The 16,122-nt window shown below is 51.6% G+C and carries 16 protein-coding genes and 1 tRNA gene; 14 read left to right on the forward strand and 3 right to left on the reverse strand.

Annotation, left to right across the window (positions count from 1 at the left end):
- The first annotated feature begins 6 nt into the window (after nucleotides 1-6).
- Together clpB and F3F96_RS10945 are read left to right on the forward strand one after the other, a co-directional pair.
- Nucleotides 7-2,604 carry an ATP-dependent chaperone ClpB gene (clpB, locus tag F3F96_RS10940; protein WP_176963316.1) on the forward strand — a complete coding sequence of 866 codons (2,598 nt, stop codon included), beginning with the start codon at nucleotides 7-9 and terminating at the stop codon, nucleotides 2,602-2,604.
- A 159-nt stretch (nucleotides 2,605-2,763) separates the two neighbouring features.
- Entirely contained in the window at nucleotides 2,764-3,132 is a 369-nt protein-coding gene (locus F3F96_RS10945; RefSeq protein WP_176963317.1) for a cytochrome c family protein, read from the forward strand.
- Nucleotides 3,133-3,422: 290 nt separating this feature from the next.
- Here F3F96_RS10945 and F3F96_RS10950 read toward each other — a convergent pair whose 3' ends face one another.
- The gene (locus F3F96_RS10950) at nucleotides 3,423-3,911 is read right to left on the reverse strand and encodes a DUF2846 domain-containing protein (protein WP_176963318.1); all 489 of its coding nucleotides are present in this window, start codon (nucleotides 3,909-3,911) and stop codon (nucleotides 3,423-3,425) included.
- A gap of 175 nt (nucleotides 3,912-4,086) precedes the next feature.
- On the opposite strand from F3F96_RS10950, the gene hypA reads away from it, so the two are divergent.
- The 10 genes from hypA (at nucleotide 4,087) to F3F96_RS11000 (ending at nucleotide 12,125) form a co-directional block, all read left to right on the forward strand.
- A complete protein-coding gene (gene hypA, locus F3F96_RS10955; RefSeq protein ID WP_176963319.1) occupies nucleotides 4,087-4,428 on the forward strand; it encodes a hydrogenase maturation nickel metallochaperone HypA in 342 nt (113 codons plus the stop codon).
- The gene (gene hypB / locus F3F96_RS10960; protein ID WP_176963352.1) at nucleotides 4,428-5,282 is read left to right on the forward strand and encodes a hydrogenase nickel incorporation protein HypB; all 855 of its coding nucleotides are present in this window, start codon (nucleotides 4,428-4,430) and stop codon (nucleotides 5,280-5,282) included. The genes hypA and hypB overlap by 1 nt, the downstream gene beginning before the upstream one ends.
- On the forward strand, nucleotides 5,282-5,509 hold the full coding sequence (locus tag F3F96_RS10965; RefSeq protein WP_176963320.1) for a HypC/HybG/HupF family hydrogenase formation chaperone: 228 nt from the start codon (nucleotides 5,282-5,284) through the stop codon (nucleotides 5,507-5,509). The genes hypB and F3F96_RS10965 overlap by 1 nt, the downstream gene beginning before the upstream one ends.
- Complete coding sequence (gene hypD / locus F3F96_RS10970; protein ID WP_176963321.1) at nucleotides 5,506-6,621, forward strand: hydrogenase formation protein HypD; 1,116 nt, start codon at nucleotides 5,506-5,508, stop codon at nucleotides 6,619-6,621. The genes F3F96_RS10965 and hypD overlap by 4 nt, the downstream gene beginning before the upstream one ends.
- Entirely contained in the window at nucleotides 6,618-7,643 is a 1,026-nt protein-coding gene (gene hypE / locus F3F96_RS10975; protein ID WP_176963322.1) for a hydrogenase expression/formation protein HypE, read from the forward strand. Before hypD ends, hypE begins: the two co-directional genes overlap by 4 nt.
- Nucleotides 7,644-7,645: 2 nt before the next feature.
- A complete protein-coding gene (locus F3F96_RS10980; RefSeq protein ID WP_176963323.1) occupies nucleotides 7,646-8,812 on the forward strand; it encodes a carbamoyltransferase HypF in 1,167 nt (388 codons plus the stop codon).
- A 110-nt stretch (nucleotides 8,813-8,922) separates the two neighbouring features.
- Nucleotides 8,923-9,522, forward strand: a complete 600-nt coding sequence (locus F3F96_RS10985; RefSeq protein WP_176963324.1) for a BON domain-containing protein — start codon at nucleotides 8,923-8,925, stop codon at nucleotides 9,520-9,522.
- 188 nt (nucleotides 9,523-9,710) lie between these two features.
- Complete coding sequence (locus tag F3F96_RS10990; RefSeq protein WP_176963325.1) at nucleotides 9,711-10,085, forward strand: Fur family transcriptional regulator; 375 nt, start codon at nucleotides 9,711-9,713, stop codon at nucleotides 10,083-10,085.
- A 125-nt stretch (nucleotides 10,086-10,210) separates the two neighbouring features.
- Entirely contained in the window at nucleotides 10,211-10,573 is a 363-nt protein-coding gene (locus F3F96_RS10995) for a cupredoxin domain-containing protein (RefSeq protein WP_206675332.1), read from the forward strand.
- Nucleotides 10,574-10,586: 13 nt separating this feature from the next.
- Nucleotides 10,587-12,125 carry an FTR1 family protein gene (locus F3F96_RS11000; protein WP_176963326.1) on the forward strand — a complete coding sequence of 513 codons (1,539 nt, stop codon included), beginning with the start codon at nucleotides 10,587-10,589 and terminating at the stop codon, nucleotides 12,123-12,125.
- 99 nt (nucleotides 12,126-12,224) lie between these two features.
- On the opposite strand, the gene F3F96_RS11005 is transcribed toward F3F96_RS11000, so the two are convergent.
- Both F3F96_RS11005 and F3F96_RS11010 read right to left on the reverse strand, forming a co-directional pair.
- Nucleotides 12,225-12,734 (reverse strand): peptidylprolyl isomerase, encoded by a 510-nt coding sequence (locus F3F96_RS11005; protein WP_176963327.1) that lies wholly within the window; start codon nucleotides 12,732-12,734, stop codon nucleotides 12,225-12,227.
- A 92-nt stretch (nucleotides 12,735-12,826) separates the two neighbouring features.
- Nucleotides 12,827-12,901 (reverse strand) — tRNA-Met (locus F3F96_RS11010).
- Between the two features lie 122 nt (nucleotides 12,902-13,023).
- On the opposite strand from F3F96_RS11010, the gene F3F96_RS11015 reads away from it, so the two are divergent.
- Entirely contained in the window at nucleotides 13,024-13,716 is a 693-nt protein-coding gene (locus tag F3F96_RS11015; protein ID WP_370465541.1) for an HAD-IIIA family hydrolase, read from the forward strand.
- 90 nt (nucleotides 13,717-13,806) lie between these two features.
- On the forward strand, nucleotides 13,807-16,110 hold the full coding sequence (locus tag F3F96_RS11020) for an AsmA family protein (protein WP_176963328.1): 2,304 nt from the start codon (nucleotides 13,807-13,809) through the stop codon (nucleotides 16,108-16,110).
- Nucleotides 16,111-16,122: the final 12 nt, after the last annotated feature.

Genomic DNA, 16,122 nt, shown 5'->3' on the forward strand with positions numbered 1-16,122 from the left:
TTTTTCATGGATATGAACCGATTAACTCAGAAGGTAAGTGAAGCTGTTGCATCAGCGCAGTCGCTGGCGACACGCCTGTCGCATCAGGAGGTGGATGGTGAACATCTTCTGGCTGAGCTGTTGGCTCAAAAAAATGGTTTAGCGCCCAGGTTGATTGATCAATGTGGTGTTGCCATCGATCTGATCAAAGCAAAGATCGAAACGTCACTTTCAAAACGTCCCAAAGTGGCGCTCGGCCCTGCCCAGGCCAATACCCTCTATGTCACGCAGCGACTGCAGCAGCTTTTCATCCAGGCCGAAGATGAGGCAAAGAAACTTCAGGATGAGTACATCTCTGTTGAACATCTGCTACTTGGTTTTATCGATGAGCAGGAGAAAAGCGATGCAGGCAAAGCCTTCAAGGAATTTGGCATCACTCGTGATCTCTTCATGCAGGCGCTTGAGAAGGTGCGTGGTCATCAGCGTGTCACCAGCGATTCGCCTGAGTCGCAGTATGATGCGCTGAACAAATATGGTGTTGATCTGGTGGAGATGGCCAGAAACGGAAAGCTCGATCCGGTCATCGGTCGGGATAGTGAAATTCGTTCAGTTGTCAGAATTCTGTCACGCAAAACCAAGAATAATCCGGTACTGATCGGTGAGCCCGGTGTGGGCAAGACAGCTATTGCCGAAGGTCTGGCACAACGCATCGTCTCCGGCGATGTGCCTGAGGGGTTGAAGGATCGCAAGCTCTTCTCACTGGATATGGCCGCATTGATGGCCGGTGCCAAATACAGAGGCGAATTTGAGGAGCGACTGAAAGCGGTACTCAAAGAGATCAAAGAGTCGGATGGGCGCACCCTGCTGTTTATTGATGAGCTGCATACCATTGTCGGAGCAGGTAAAACTGAAGGCAGCAGTGATGCCGGTAATATGCTCAAACCGATGCTGGCACGTGGTGAACTGCACTGTATCGGTGCCACCACACTGGATGAGTATCGTCGCTATATTGAGAAGGATGCGGCGCTGGAACGCCGTTTTCAGCCGATCATTGTCGATGCACCCAATGTCGAGGATACCATCTCGATTCTGCGCGGTTTGCGCGAACGTTTTGAGCTGCATCACGGTGTCCGTATTACAGATGCTTCACTGGTGGCGGCAGCAACACTCTCTGATCGTTATATCTCAGATCGTTTTTTGCCTGATAAGGCAATTGATCTTGTGGATGAGGCGTGCGCTTCGATTCGCACAGAGATGGATTCGATGCCGGCAGAGCTGGATGAGATCAGCCGCAGGGCTATGCGTCTGGAGATTGAGGAGACAGCGCTGAAGAAGGAGAAGGATGCGGCCAGTGGCGAGCGACTGAAGGTGTTGCGCAAAGAGCTGGCAGATCTTCAGGAGCGGCGGGATGTGATGCGTTCGCAGTGGGAGAAGGAGAAGGGGGCAATCAGTCAGGTGCAGTTGTTGCGCGAAAAGATTGAACAGACACGTTTTGAGATCGAAGCAGCCGAGCGCAAGTATGAGCTGGAGAAGGTCGCTTCACTGCGTTATGGCACACTTCCTGAGTTGGAGAAAGAGCTGGCGGCGCTTGAGGCCAGCAACCATGAGTCCAGTGGCCTGTTGCGCGAAGAGGTGAGCGAAGAGGAGATTGCCCAGGTGGTGGCGCGCTGGACAGGCATTCCATTAACGCGGTTGCTGGAGGGTGAGCGGGATAAGCTGCTCAAGCTTGAGTCAGTACTGCATGAGCGGGTGATCGGACAGGATGAGGCGGTAAAAGCTGTGGCTGATGCTGTGCTGCGCGCACGCGCTGGCATCCGTGATCAGCATCGTCCCATCGGTTCATTCCTGTTTCTTGGTCCTACCGGTGTAGGTAAAACCGAGCTGGCCAGAACCCTGGCCCGGTCGCTGTTTGACTCTGAGGATAATATGGTGCGCATCGATATGTCCGAATATATGGAGCGCCATACCGTTTCCCGTCTGGTCGGTGCACCTCCGGGTTATGTCGGTTTTGAGGAGGGGGGGCAGCTGACTGAAGCTGTGCGACGCAAGCCTTACTGTGTGCTGCTGCTTGATGAGGTGGAGAAGGCGCATCCGGATGTATTTAATATACTGCTGCAGCTGCTTGATGATGGTCGCCTGACCGATAGCCATGGTAGGACAGTCAATTTCCAGAATACCATTATCATCATGACCAGTAATATCGGTTCCCAATATCTGCTGGATGGCATCGATAGTCATGGCGTGATTGATGAGGCTGCACGCACGCAGGTGATGGCCGCCTTGCGCAGCCATTTCCGGCCGGAATTCCTCAACAGGGTGGATGATACCGTACTCTTCCAGCCGTTGAGTGAGTCGGTGATTACTGAAGTGGTGTCGCTATTTCTCAATGAGTTACAGCAGCGACTGCATGAGCAGCAGATTGGACTTGATGTCACCGCAGGAGCCAGAGCGTGGCTGGCAGTTGAGGGTTATGATCCGGTTTATGGTGCCAGACCGCTGAAACGATTTATCCAGCAGCAGCTGGAGACACCGGTAGCCAGAATGTTGATTGCCGGAGAGGTGATGCCCGCAGGCACGATCACCATTGATGTTATTGATGGTGAATTGCGCTTTAAAAGTAGCTAAGCGGTTCCCTCATCGTAGCGATCAGGAGAGCTGAGGTGGCGAGTTCCCCCATGGGGGGGATTCTTTTCTACTGCCCCTGTTTTTGGCCAAGCTTAGGGTTGACACCATGAGGCGGCGTGCGTAGCAAGTCATCTCCAAATTCGAGAGGAGGATTTTATCATGAAAAAAGCACTAATGATCGCAGCCGCAGCTGCATTCGTAATGGGCGGCATGGCAGCAACTGCTGATGCTAGCGCACTGGGCAAGTGTAAAGCTTGTCATCACCTGGATTCTGACGCCAAAAAAGTTGGCCCAGGTCTGAAGACCATTGCTGGTCGTACTCAGGGCGGCGTTGATGGCTTCAAGTACGGTTCTTACCTGTCAGCTCAGAAAGATGCTGGCGCTGTATGGGATGACGCAGCTCTGGAAGCATGGGTATGTGAGTCTAAGAGTATTGCTAAAGCTGCACACGGCAAGTCTAAGATGCCTAACCAGAAAGTATGTGGTGACAAAGCTAAGGCTGCTGTTGCTGAGCTTCACACTCTGTAAGAAGGTTTACACCTGATCAAAGCGGTCCATGGCAACATGGGCCGCTTTTTTTTGTGTCCGGGGATGCTTGAGGGTAAAAAAAGACCGGACACCTTTCGGAGGGGAGAGGGGAGTGAAAGGCGCCCGATCCGTGCTTCAAGGGGAATCTTGGGGAGAAGCACTTCTTTCTGCTTTTTATATGAGCATATTGTGTGCCAATAGGTTTATTGGTTAGAACAGCAGCAGTATGCAGTTATGAGTGAGAAATGTGCTGAAACTCTGAGCAGTCTCTGCCTGCTATTTGATCAATCTCAATATCGATTCGGATTGGAGAGACTCTCGAGCATCGGTTTGGTATAGCCCATTTTCAGCAGCTCTTTGTGAGCTATTTTCTCTTCGATTGCATCAACAAAATTGATGTCCGGAGCAAATAGTTTGCAGATGCGGTGGTACTTGATGTAATAGATTTTTCCCGCTTCAAAATCGAACTGCTCGCTGCCCTGATTATAGTTGGTAAAGCGGGTCACAATATTGGTGATTGTAACTGTGTAGTTGCCGGGATCAGCGGTAAGCGAGGTGTAAGCATCATTACCAAGGGCTGCGACCGTTTTTTTATTGGCACTGATATAGAATGGGTCGGTGATGTTGCAGAGGTCAGCAGGCCGATAAAAGATAACCACTGCCTTGCTTTGATCAGTGATCTCAACGGGTTGAAATTTTGAGCCCAACGATACACAGCTTGCAGTCAACAGGATAAGCGTTGCGGCAAACAGTTTTGTGATTAGATCAAGACGATTCATATGACGTAATATCCTCTCACTTGAGATTAGTTCAAGTGCGCTGTTTGGCAGCGTTATTTGAACAGCCCGAAAGCGAAACAGAGCTGCTGTAGGTGTCTCTCCTGAAAAGGGAGGTTGTCTCTGCTATGCCTGTAGGATTATAATCTTGGAACAGCATCATTTGAGGTGAACGGCTATGCATGAGATCTCTCTTTGTGAGAGTTTGTTGAAGGTTATTGAAGATAGCGCCTCACAGCAGAACTTTTCTCAGGTAAAAACGGTATGGCTGGAGCTGGGCAGGTTCTCCTGTGTGGAGCCTGAAGCGATGCGTTTCAGTTTTGATGTGGTGATGAAAGGCACGCTGGCTGATGGCGCCAAACTTGAGTTGCTTGAGCTGCCTGCCAGAGTCTGGTGCCAGATCTGCTTAAAAGATGTAGAGATTAAACAGCGTTATGATGCCTGCCCATACTGTGGCGATTACAAGTTGCAGATTTCTGGTGGTGAAGAGATGCGAATTAAAGAGTTGGAGGTGGTGTGATGTGTACGGTATGCGGTTGTGGTGAAGGCGAAACCACCATTGAAGGTCACGAACACCACCATCATCATGAAGAGGGGCACAGCCACTCCCATGCAGATGACCATGGTGATCATAACCATGATTATGGGCAGGGGGCTGCACATGCGCATGCGCCGGGTTTGAGCCAGTCGCGCATGGTTCAGATTGAGCAGGATATTCTTGGTAAAAACAATCAGTACGCCGATGCCAACCGTCGCTTTTTCAGTGAACATGGCATCCTGGCTCTGAACCTTGTTTCAAGTCCGGGGTCGGGAAAAACAACACTGCTGACTGCAACTGTCAGGGCTATGCTTGATCAGACTCCTGTTGCCGTGATTGAGGGTGATCAGCAGACAGCACTCGATGCAGATCGTATCCGCGAATCTGGTGCGAAAGCTGTGCAGATCAATACAGGCAAGGGGTGTCATCTGGATGCCCACATGGTTGGACACGCTATCGGTGATCTGAAGTTGCAGCGTGGTAGTGCGCTGTTCATCGAAAATGTTGGCAATCTGGTCTGTCCTTCGGCATTTGATCTTGGTGAAGCGGCCAAGGTGGTGATTCTTTCGGTGACAGAAGGTGCTGATAAACCACTGAAATATCCCGATATGTTTCACGCTGCAAGCTTGATGATCCTGAATAAAACTGACCTGCTTCCCTATGTCGATTTTGATGTGGAGGCCTGTTGTGACTATGCGCGCCGCATCAATCCCGGCATCAAGATTATTCAACTCTCAGCTACTACAGGTGAGGGGATGGATGACTGGTTAGGCTGGATCAGAGCCAATCTTGCCATTGCGCAGATCGGAGTATGTTCACCGGCTAAGGAGCGCTAATGTGTCTCGCTGTCCCGGCCAGGGTTGAGTCGCTGGATGACTCGGCCTCTTCTGCTATCGTCAATCTCGATGGTATTCGCAAAGAGATATCCACTCGTCTGCTTGATGAAGTCGCTGTTGGTGATTATGTACTGGTGCATGTCGGTTATGCACTGGAGCGCATCGATCCGGATGAGGCGGAGAAGACGCTGCTGCTGTTTGATGAGCTCAAGGCTATGGAACCATGAAATACGTCGATGAATTTCGTGATGGAGAGAAGGCACGCAGGGTCGCAGAGTTGATTCACCGGCAGGTAGAGCCGGATCGTGACTACCGTTTGATGGAGTTTTGTGGCGGGCATACACATGCGATTTTCCGCTTTGGTGTGCATGAATTGATGCCATCAAATCTTAAATTTGTGCATGGGCCGGGTTGCCCGGTCTGTGTTTTGCCCGCAGGGCGTATTGAGGCTGCCATTCAACTGGTCGAGTCTGAGGATATTATTCTCTGCACCTATGCCGATCTGATGCGGGTGCCAGCAGGCAAACGGGACTCTCTGCACAAAGCCAAAGCGCGTGGTGCCGATATTCGCATGGTCTACTCCGTTAGTGATGTACTGGCGATTGCGCGCGACAGTCCTGAGCAGCAGGTGGTCTTTTTTGCCATCGGTTTTGAGACTACAACGCCGCCCACGGCAGTGGCTATTCAAATCGCTGAGGCAGAAGGGCTGAGTAATTTCAGTGTCTACTGTAACCATGTGCAGACACCACCGGCGATGGAGCATCTGCTGGCCAGTGGCGAGGCGCATATCAACGGTATTCTTGGCCCCTCACATGTCAGTACCATTATCGGCAGCTCTGCTTATGCAGCGTGCTGCAGTCATCATCAGATCCCCATCGTGATTGCAGGTTTTGAACCGCTGGATGTGATTCAATCGACACTAATGCTGGTTCGTCAGATCAATGAGGAGCGCTTTGAGGTGGAGAATCAGTACAGCCGAGCGGTGAGTCAAACCGGCAATCTGAAAGCACAGACTTTGATGCGTGACGTGTTTGAGGCGCGGCCACTGTTTGAGTGGCGAGGGCTGGGTTTACTGCCAGATAGTGCCATTCAGATCAGAGCCAAATATGCAGATTTTGATGCCGAGAAACGATTCGGCATGGCAGAGATTGCAACTGCGGATATCAAAGGCTGTATCTGTCCGGCAGTGCTTAGAGGCTTGAATGATCCGGATGAGTGCAAGCTGTTTGCTACTGCCTGTACCCCGGAAGAGCCGAAGGGGGCGTGCATGGTCTCATCTGAAGGCGCCTGTGCGGCGCACTACAGTTATGGCCGTTTTCGGGATGAGGCGGGCGCATGAGCAGACTGGATATCAAACACGGTGTAGTCGAGATGGCACACGGTAGTGGGGGCAGGGTCTCTGCAACGCTGATTGATGAGCTGTTTATTCGTCATCTGGATAATGAACTGTTAAGGCAGGGTAACGATAGTGCCGTGTTTGAACTACCTGCCGGACGTATGGTGATGAGTACCGATGCGCATGTGGTTTCCCCTCTGTTTTTTCCCGGTGGTGATATCGGTTCACTCTCCGTGCACGGCACAGTCAATGATGTGGCCATGAGCGGCGCCAAACCACTCTATCTCTCCGCCAGCTTTATTCTTGAAGAGGGTTTTGCTCTGGCTGATCTGGAGAGGATCGTTATCTCTATGGCAGCAGCCAGCCGAGATGCAGGGGTGCCCGTGATTACAGGCGACACCAAAGTGGTGGAGCGTGGCAAAGGTGACGGGGTGTTTATCAGCACCACAGGCTTTGGTGTTCTTCCTGATAACGTTCAAGTCTCAGGTGACAGGGCAGAGGCCGGTGATCTGATCATCATCAGTGGTTATATCGGTGATCATGGCACAGCTATTCTCTCCAGCCGTGAGGGGTTGGAGTTCGCTACTACGATTCAATCAGATTCAGCAGCACTGCACGGACTGGTGGCGGCAATGGTTGCAGCGGTTCCTGATATCCACTGTCTGCGTGACCCCACCCGCGGTGGGCTGGCTACCACACTTAATGAGCTTAGCAGACAGTCGGCTGTCGGTATGCAGATCAGAGAGATCGATATCCCTGTGCGTGCCGAAGTGCGAGGTGCCTGTGAACTGCTGGGGCTTGATCCGCTGTATATCGCCAATGAAGGTAAGCTGGTTTGCATCTGCCCGGCTCAATCTGCTGCAGAACTGCTGAGTCTGATGCAGCAGCATCCGCTTGGCAGAGATGCGGCCATTATTGGTGAAGTGATTAGCGATGCACGTCATCTGGTCACCATGAAAACTGCCTTTGGTGGCCAGCGCGTTGTCGACTGGTTAGCTGGTGAACAGTTACCACGCATCTGTTGACGATGACCGCTCCATTCACCATACAAATCGATCTGCCCGATGGTTTTGAAGATGCGACCAGAACGCTGGCGCTCGGTGGAGAGTTAAAGAGCACTGTCTGCCTGCTTAGTGGCGGCAGAGCCCAGCTCACAGAGGCAATCGGTGATCTGGAACAGGAAGATATCTACCGCCATTTCATCGGGCAGGTCGAGAGTCAGTTTAAATCATCTCTACCTGTGCAACTTGTCATCGACAGGCACCCGGATTATCTCTCATCACAGTGGGGTGAGAAGCTGGCTCTCCAACATGAAATCAAACTCATTGCCGTTCAGCATCACTATGCCCATATCGCAGCCGTGATGGCCGACAATGCGCTGCCACTGAACACAAAACCTGTTCTCGGTTTTGCGTTGGATGGCCTCGGTTTTGGCGATGATGGCAGCATCTGGGGTGGCGAGATTCTGCTGGCCGATTATCACGGATTTCAGAGATTAGCCTGCTTTCAACCGGTTGCCATGATTGGTGGGGCAGCGGCTATCCATGAGCCGTGGCGCAATACCATGGCGCATCTGTTGCCACTCTGGGGCCGGGTATCTGATCAATTTTCTGATGTTGATATTGTACAGTTCCTGCAATCCAAGCCTGTGGGGACACTGCAGAGCATGGTGGCAAAAGGAGTGAATGCACCACTGGCTTCATCCTGTGGTCGCCTGTTTGATGCGGTCGCCGCTGCACTTGGTCTGAACCGCGAAAGGGTGGCGTTTGAGGCAGAGGCAGCCATCAATCTGGAAAAGCTCGCTACAGGCTGTTTTAACGATGTTAGTGAACCCTATTCTATCCATTTTGAGCAGAGTTCATGCAGTGTTCTGAACTGGCAGCCCATGTGGCTGGAGATTCTCTCTGACCTTCAGGCCGGGGTTGCAGTGGCCCATATTGCCTCACGTTTTCATCACACGCTGATCCATGCCCTGACCCAGGTGGCACTGGAGCTAAGAGAGCAGCATGAGTTTGATAGCATCGCACTCTCCGGTGGTGTGTTTCAGAATCGGCTTATCTCTACCCATTTGCCCATCATGCTGGAATCGCATGGTTTTAACGTCTTACAGCACAGGCAGGTTCCAGCACATGATGGTGGCATTGCTCTGGGGCAGGCGGTGATTGCGGCAGTGCGCAGCATTGAATCTGTGTGAGACTCTGCCGGGTGTTGATCTTATTTTTCCCATCATTGCCGAGCTTTCCCCATTTTACCGGGAGGTTCAGGCTGTTATGATGCGATTTATGACTTCTCTGGAGACCTGACATGCAGAAAATATTTTATCCTCTTCTATTCGCTCTTTTATGCCACGTAACGCCTGTGCAGGCTTTTGATATCAATCCGTTTGGCTATATCAAAGATGCTGTGGAAGCGGTGGCCGAAGATCGCAGTTCATCGGATATCGGCAAGGACGCCAAAATCAAAGCCTCCATTGTTTCAACGATCACCGACAAGATGGGTACAGACGTTGTTTCAGTCTCCACCGATGTCTATGAACAGGATGTCATGCTTACAGGCGTGGTTGAAACCAGTAAGCAGAAGCAGCAGGCTGGTAGTATCGCGCAATCAATCAAGGGCGTTAAAAAGGTCTACAACGAAGTGATTGTGCACAAGAAAACCGATAAAGATAAAGGTGCTGTCGCAGGTTATGTAGATGATACCGTCATTGAGAAAAAGATTAATGCCCTGCTGTTGGAGGGCAAGAGTGTGAATGTCACCAACTTCCGCTGGCGCTCTGTCGGCGGTCATGTCTTCCTGTTTGGCCGGGCCCTCTCCAAAACCGAACGCAGCAAAGCGACCAAGATTGTAAAAGGTATTAAAGGTGTCTCAAAGGTGACCAGCAGGGTCAAAGTTAGATCAAAATAGCGCCGCTTTGTCAGGTGTAACGAGTTCACCAAGCCGGAAGACAGTAGCGTAGCGCGTTATCGATGGAAGTTCCAAGGATAGTACATAATTGTTGCGCTCCTCTTACAGACCGGCGGGTTTGGCTCGTAGTGGTCATTCGGGAATCAAATATGTTGTGTTAGTAATGGTAGTCATTATCATCTTGTTCTATGGCTAAACTCACCCAACACCGTCAGGTCATTCTTGATCTTATCAATGACTCCAACCATCACTGGGATGCGGAGGAGTTGGCGCGGGCGCTTATTGAGCGTGGTTCAAGCATGGGCATCGCAACGGTTTATCGTGGCCTGGCTGCGCTGGAGTCACAGGGGCTGATCAGTGCATTTCAGATGGCTGATCGCAAACGTTATGAGCGGGCCAGCAAAGCGCATCATGATCATCTTGTCTGCACAGGCTGTGGCAAGATTCAGGAATTCTTCAACGATGATATCGAGCAACAGCAGGATAGGGTTGCTGAAGAGAATAGTTTTACCATTACCGGTCACCAGTTGGTAATTTTCGGTACCTGCAATAACTGTAGCTAAAACACCGCCCACATTTTTCTATTCAGATAACGCAGCTTTTACCCTGGCAGTATATTGATAATGACTATCATTACTATTTACATATAAAATGATAACGATTATCGTTCGCGAAATAGGAGAACGATATGAAGTTTTTATCAGAGATACTAATGATCAGAAAAGCGGCCTTGCTGGCTGGTGTTGCTGTGGCCCTGATGGCCAGCACTACAGCCAACATGGCATGGGCAGCCGAATACCGGGTGGTGATTGAGAATCACCGCTTTGAACCTGCTACCATTGAGATGGTGGCAGGAGAGAAACATCGCCTGCATGTGATCAACAACGATGCCACACCTGAAGAGTTTGAAAGTTATGAACTTAATCGCGAAAAGATCATCGCCGGCAGATCGACTGCGGTGATTTTTCTGCCAGCGCTGGCAGCCGGTTCCTACCCGTTTTTTGGTGAATTTAATGAAGAGACCGCCCAGGGCCTCATTGTCGTGAAGTAGGGGGGGCGCATTTATGTTATCAACACTTATCATTGTATTTCGTGAAGCACTTGAGGCGATTCTGGTGATCAGCATTGCCATGGCTGCTTCCCGTGGCATCCCATCCTCATCCCGCTGGATCTATGCTGGTGTTACCGGTGGTCTGATCATCGCTGTGATCGTGGCACTGTTTGCCGAACTGATTGCCAGCTCCATGGCCGGTATGGGGCAGGAGCTGCTTAATGCTGCGATACTGCTATCGGCCTCGATGCTTATGGTCTGGAGTGCAATCTGGATGCGCAGGCAGGGCAAAGAGATCTCTGATCGTATTCGCCAGCGCTGCTCAGAGATCAAAGGAGAAGGTGTTTCAGTCGTGCTGCTGGCAATCGTGGTCGCTCTGGCTGTGGCCCGCGAGGGTTCAGAGGTGGTGCTCTTTCTGCATGGTGTGGCTGCCAGTGGTGCGGCTGATCTAAGCGGCATGTTAACCGGTGCCGTGGCAGGTCTGCTGCTTGGTCTGGCTGTGGCGCTGCTGCTCTATCGCTCGCTGGTGAAAATTCCAATGCGCCATGTTTTCTCAGTCATCACAACGCTGATTGTGCTGCTGGCTGCCGGAATGGCTTCGCAGGGTATGGCATATCTGGTCACCATCGATGCAGTACCTGCGCTGGGTCAGATGATCTGGAACAGCTCAGGGCTGATTGCTGAACAGAGTGTCACCGGTCAACTGCTACAGGCATTGATGGGTTATGATGATCGCCCCAGCGGTATGCAGGTGCTTACATTTATATCGGTGCTGTCACTGACCTGGTTGGTGATCTATCTGCAGGCAAGGCCCAAAAACGGAGCGATTGTTGCGGCAGTGCTGATGCTCTGTGCGTTATCCGTGACCGCATTGCCACAAGATAGCTATGCCAAAAAAGTTTACTCCCCGATTGTTGAGCAGGGAGAATTGGAGTTTGAATATATTCTCGACTTCAGCTTTGACAGTGACCCGACCAAAGATGGCAGTGCCAGAGATCAGTTTGAACTGGAGTATGGCGTCACTGATCGCTGGATGACGGCCGTGGTGGGTGATTTCAGAAAGAGGCCGGGGCAGAGCTTTGCTTATCAGGGGTTGAAGCTGGAAAACATCTATCAGCTTTTTGAACAGGGCGAGCGCTGGCTGGATGCAGGTCTGTATATCGAATATCTCATACCACAAAGCTCACTGAACAAACCCGATGTGATTGAGTTCAAACTGCTGCTTGAAAAAGAGAGTGGCAGACTGATCCATACAGCCAATCTGGTTTTGAAAAAAGAGCTGGGTGCCAATGCCGTTAATAACACGACTGCCGGTTACGCATGGCGTAGCAAATGGCGCTGGAACCGGGCTCTTGAGCCGGGTGTCGAGATCTATGGCGCCATCGGTGAAGTGGGTAACAGCAGTCCACTCTCCCGCCAGACGCATCAGATTGGACCGGTAGTGTTTGGTAAACTTCCTGCTGGTCTGAGTTATGAGATCGGTTACCTGTTCGGACTCACCACTGCCAGTGACAAAGGCATGTTGAAGTTTGTACTGGGCTATGAGCTATAAGTTACGACAGTAGCGATATCACTCTATGTGCCAGTCAGACAAAAGGGCCCGCAGTGAAAAACTACGAGCCCTTTTTGATCGTTAAAATGTGCTGAGAAATCAGCTGCAGCAGTCGCCTTCACCGCAGCACTCTTCATCATCACCATGGATGTGGCCGTGCTCCAGCTCTTCAGCCGTGGCATCACGAATATCAGTGATCTCAACATCGAAATGGAGGTTCTGGCCAGCCAGAGGGTGATTGCCATCGACAGTAATATTGTCACCATCAACGTCTGAAATACGTACGATCTGAACGCCTTCGCCATCAGGGATCTCGGCCTGGAACTCCATGCCTACCTCGATGTTGTCAACGCCATCAAACAGATCAGCTGATACAATCTCAACCATGGTCGGATCAAATTCACCGTATGCATCGGCAGCATCGAGTGAGACTTTCAGCTTATCGCCAACGCTCTTACCCTCCAGTGCCAGCTCCAGCCCCGGAACAATATTCTCTTCGCCATGCAGATAAGGCATCGGCTCGCCACCAGCTGATGTGTCGAGGATGGTGCCCTGATCATTGGTCAGGGTGTAGTGGAATGAAACAACCTTATGGTTAGTGATCTGCATGTTTATCTCCTGTTTTTGGCTCGAAGGACTTCATAAGAGGTCTGAATGTAAAAAGGGCCCGCAGTGATGAACTGCGAGCCCTCTTTGAGATTTGGTTGCGGGGGCCGGATTTGAACCGACGACCTTCGGGTTATGAGCCCGACGAGCTACCACTGCTCCACCCCGCGTTAGGGAGGCCGAACTATAGGGGCCGAACTTGCGCTGTCAACCATCTAAAAACATGTTGGCTGTGTGTGGTTGACCGGCTGCTTGCGGGCTATAAAATCGCGACAGATTAGCGCCCATAGCTGTGCATAAAACGCGGGCAAGGATAACCACCATTAACTCCCAATCTTCACTGATTCTATTTGATTGCGACGGCACTCTGACCGATTCGCACGGTGCTATTGTCGAGGCGATGCAGCAGGCCTTTCTCAACAATGGTCTGCAGCAACCTGATGCAGATACGGTCAATGCCGTGATCGGACTCTCATTACATGAGGCGGTGCGCAGGCTTCTGCCTGAGCCTGAGCAGCAGAGTGAGCTGTTTGAGGCGATTACACAGGCGTACCGGGAGTGTTATCGCACTGCCGAGCAGCATATCACTCTCTATCCCAATGTGCGTGAAGTGCTGAGCGAGCTGCGCAGGCGTGGTTACTGGCTGGGTGTAGTGACCGGCAAATCTCTGCCGGGGCTGCATCGGGTGCTTGATACCTTTGCACTGGCTGATCAGTTCTATGTGCTGCGTACGGCCGATTGCACCCACTCCAAGCCTCATCCGGCGATGGTCAATGAGTGTATGGCAGAGATGGGTGTGGGCGTGGAGAGAACCGTTGTGGTTGGTGATGCGCTGTTTGATGTACAGATGGCGGTGGCGGCGGGGGTACCCTGCATCGGTGTATCCTTTGGTGTCGGCGATAGCGATGAACTGCTTGCAGCTGGAGCCGAGCTTGTAGTGGATGAGTTTATCACCCTGCTGGATCACTTTCCGCCTCTTGCATGAGCTGGTGAAAATACCCACCATAGCTCTTTCAATCCATGTTAGTATGCGCTGCAGCCGTCCGACAGCGCGTTTGATCAAAGGAGTTTACTTATGACCTCAGCCATTGCCAAAACCGTCCGTTATTCGCTTATCGTTGTAGGGTTGCTGATTGTTACGCTGCTTGTTGTCCCATTCTTTATCGATGTGAATAGTTATAAAACGCAGATTGAGCAGAGCGTTGAGGATGCAACCGGACGCAAGCTGACTATCGGTAAGGTGAGTGCATCACTCTTCCCATGGATTGGTGTCGAACTGGATGATGTGCATCTTGCCAACCGTGAAGGTTTTGCCAAACGGGATTTTGTCAGTGTGCAGAAGCTGAATGTGAAACTGGCGCTGCTGCCACTGCTGAGCAAAAATATCGAGATCAAAGATTTCGAAGTGGCAACACCTAAGATCTATCTGGAGCGTCATGCCGATGGCCAGAGTAACTGGGGCGATCTCATCGCATCTGGCGCTACTGAATCTGAAAGCGAAGCTGCAGCCGCACCATCATCGGAACCATCATCGGAACCATCTGCAGCACTGGCTGCTCTGCAGGCTGAATCATTAATACTCACCGGTGGCGAGCTGACCTGGGTGGATGGCAAAGCTGCGCCGGTTGTGCTCTCCGAATTGAATGTGGCGCTGACCGATGTGCAGTTGGAACGTCCAGTTGCCGTAAAACTCTCAGGCAAACTCTCCGGTAATGCATTTGCCATGGATGCCACTGTCGGGCCATTGGGTGATCTGAGCACGATTGATCCGGTTAATCTGCCGGTGCAGGGTCAGGTTACGGCTGGCAAAGTGGAGTTGAAAGCATTTAAATCATTGATCACTGGCTGGCCTGCAGAGCTGGGTTCGATTGATAACGCTTCGGTCGGTTTTTCCGCCAATATTGAACAGCGTCCTGATGGCCTGCGTCTGGGTGAGGGTGAACTGGTTCTCAATTCACTGATCAATGTCAAACTCGGTTGGAAGGTTGATATGGCCAAAGCCGATCGTCTTGAGGTGCGCCGCGCCGCGCTTGCCATTAACGGCAAGGATATCCTGGAGGCCAAAGGCAGTGTGAAACAACTGACTACGACACCTTCATTTCAACTGCGTCTGGACGGCCATCCGCTTGAGCGCAGCTGGTTAGCGGCATTCGCGCCTGATCTGAACACACTCTATGCCGGCCACCCATCGCCCTGGAAAGAGGTGAAATTCAGCACGCTTCTCGCCGGTGACAGTAAACAGGTTGAAATCCGCGATATGCAGTTGATGCTGGATCAGGAGCTTGTTCAGATCTCAGGCGCGGTGGTTTATGCCGTTCCCGATATCCGTTTGCGCATTGCCACGCGTGATCTGCATATGGATCCGTGGCTACCGCAGCCCAAGCAGGAGTCAAAACCAGCTTCCAGCCAGCCAGCTTCCAGTGGCTCTGGGGCAGCTGCTGCCGAGAAGCCGCCCGTAGAGCCGGATCTGCGTTTTCTTACACCGTGGCGTGTGACGGCCAAGATGCAGGCAGACACGCTCTATCTGCGTGGTATGGAGATGAAGAACTTCAATGTAAACATCAGCGGTTCCAACGGTCTTTTTAATCTCAACCCGCTGCGGTTTAATCTCTCCGGTGGCACAGTAACTGAAAAGGCGAGCCTGAATGCGGCCACTTATCCTGCCAGCTGGAAGGAGTCGGTTCATATTACAGATGTAAAAGTCGGGCCACTGCTTAAAGCACTGGCTGATATGGATATGCTTGAAGGTAGTCTGTCGATGGATACCAATATGAAAGCGACAGGATTGACAGAGGCAGGTGTCAAAACGCTCAACGGTCGCGGCAATGTGCTGATGCGCAATGGTAAGATCAAAGGTTTTGATATGGCCGGTGCCATCCGCAAATTCACCAATCCGATGGCGGCAACCGGCCCCCAAGAGACCGATTTCTCACAGCTCTCGGGAAGTTTCACTGTGAAAAATGGTGTGGCTGATAACCGGGATCTGTTTATGGCTTCACCACTACTGCGTGTAACCGGAAGTGGCACAGTTGATCTGGTGCAGAAGCTGCTGGATTACCATGTTAAACCGCGCGTAGTGGGCACACTGAAAGGGCAGGGGGATGCATCACCGGTTCGTCGAGGTCTGACCGTTCCACTGCATATCAGCGGCCCATTTGCTGCCCCGAGTGTGAAACCGGAGATTAGTGCCTCCACCCTTATCGACAATGCTCCGGCGCTGTTGAAAAAAGGTAAGGTGGGCGGAGCGCTGGGTAAGATTCTCGGTGGTGATAAAGCTGCAGGTACAGCTCCTGCAGATCAGACTGCGGAGCAGCCGGCAGCACCTGAATCGCGTGAGAAGAAGTTGCTCAAAGGGCTGGGTGGTGCACTCGGTTTTTAAAGTAGATTATTA

The sequence above is a fragment of the Mariprofundus sp. NF genome (assembly GCF_013387455.1).
In the GTDB taxonomy this organism is placed as follows: domain Bacteria; phylum Pseudomonadota; class Zetaproteobacteria; order Mariprofundales; family Mariprofundaceae; genus Mariprofundus.

What these genes read in the sequence shown, in the direction of transcription:
- clpB (WP_176963316.1), top strand. Translation starts at nt 7, where the DNA reads ATGGATATGAACCGATTAACTCAGAAGGTAAGTGAAGCTGTTGCATCA.
- F3F96_RS10945 (WP_176963317.1), top strand. Translation starts at nt 2,764, where the DNA reads ATGAAAAAAGCACTAATGATCGCAGCCGCAGCTGCATTCGTAATGGGC.
- F3F96_RS10950 (WP_176963318.1), bottom strand. Translation starts at nt 3,911, where the DNA reads ATGAATCGTCTTGATCTAATCACAAAACTGTTTGCCGCAACGCTTATC.
- hypA (WP_176963319.1), top strand. Translation starts at nt 4,087, where the DNA reads ATGCATGAGATCTCTCTTTGTGAGAGTTTGTTGAAGGTTATTGAAGAT.
- hypB (WP_176963352.1), top strand. Translation starts at nt 4,428, where the DNA reads ATGTGTACGGTATGCGGTTGTGGTGAAGGCGAAACCACCATTGAAGGT.
- F3F96_RS10965 (WP_176963320.1), top strand. Translation starts at nt 5,282, where the DNA reads ATGTGTCTCGCTGTCCCGGCCAGGGTTGAGTCGCTGGATGACTCGGCC.
- hypD (WP_176963321.1), top strand. Translation starts at nt 5,506, where the DNA reads ATGAAATACGTCGATGAATTTCGTGATGGAGAGAAGGCACGCAGGGTC.
- hypE (WP_176963322.1), top strand. Translation starts at nt 6,618, where the DNA reads ATGAGCAGACTGGATATCAAACACGGTGTAGTCGAGATGGCACACGGT.
- F3F96_RS10980 (WP_176963323.1), top strand. Translation starts at nt 7,646, where the DNA reads ATGACCGCTCCATTCACCATACAAATCGATCTGCCCGATGGTTTTGAA.
- F3F96_RS10985 (WP_176963324.1), top strand. Translation starts at nt 8,923, where the DNA reads ATGCAGAAAATATTTTATCCTCTTCTATTCGCTCTTTTATGCCACGTA.
- F3F96_RS10990 (WP_176963325.1), top strand. Translation starts at nt 9,711, where the DNA reads ATGGCTAAACTCACCCAACACCGTCAGGTCATTCTTGATCTTATCAAT.
- F3F96_RS10995 (WP_206675332.1), top strand. Translation starts at nt 10,211, where the DNA reads ATGAAGTTTTTATCAGAGATACTAATGATCAGAAAAGCGGCCTTGCTG.
- F3F96_RS11000 (WP_176963326.1), top strand. Translation starts at nt 10,587, where the DNA reads ATGTTATCAACACTTATCATTGTATTTCGTGAAGCACTTGAGGCGATT.
- F3F96_RS11005 (WP_176963327.1), bottom strand. Translation starts at nt 12,734, where the DNA reads ATGCAGATCACTAACCATAAGGTTGTTTCATTCCACTACACCCTGACC.
- F3F96_RS11020 (WP_176963328.1), top strand. Translation starts at nt 13,807, where the DNA reads ATGACCTCAGCCATTGCCAAAACCGTCCGTTATTCGCTTATCGTTGTA.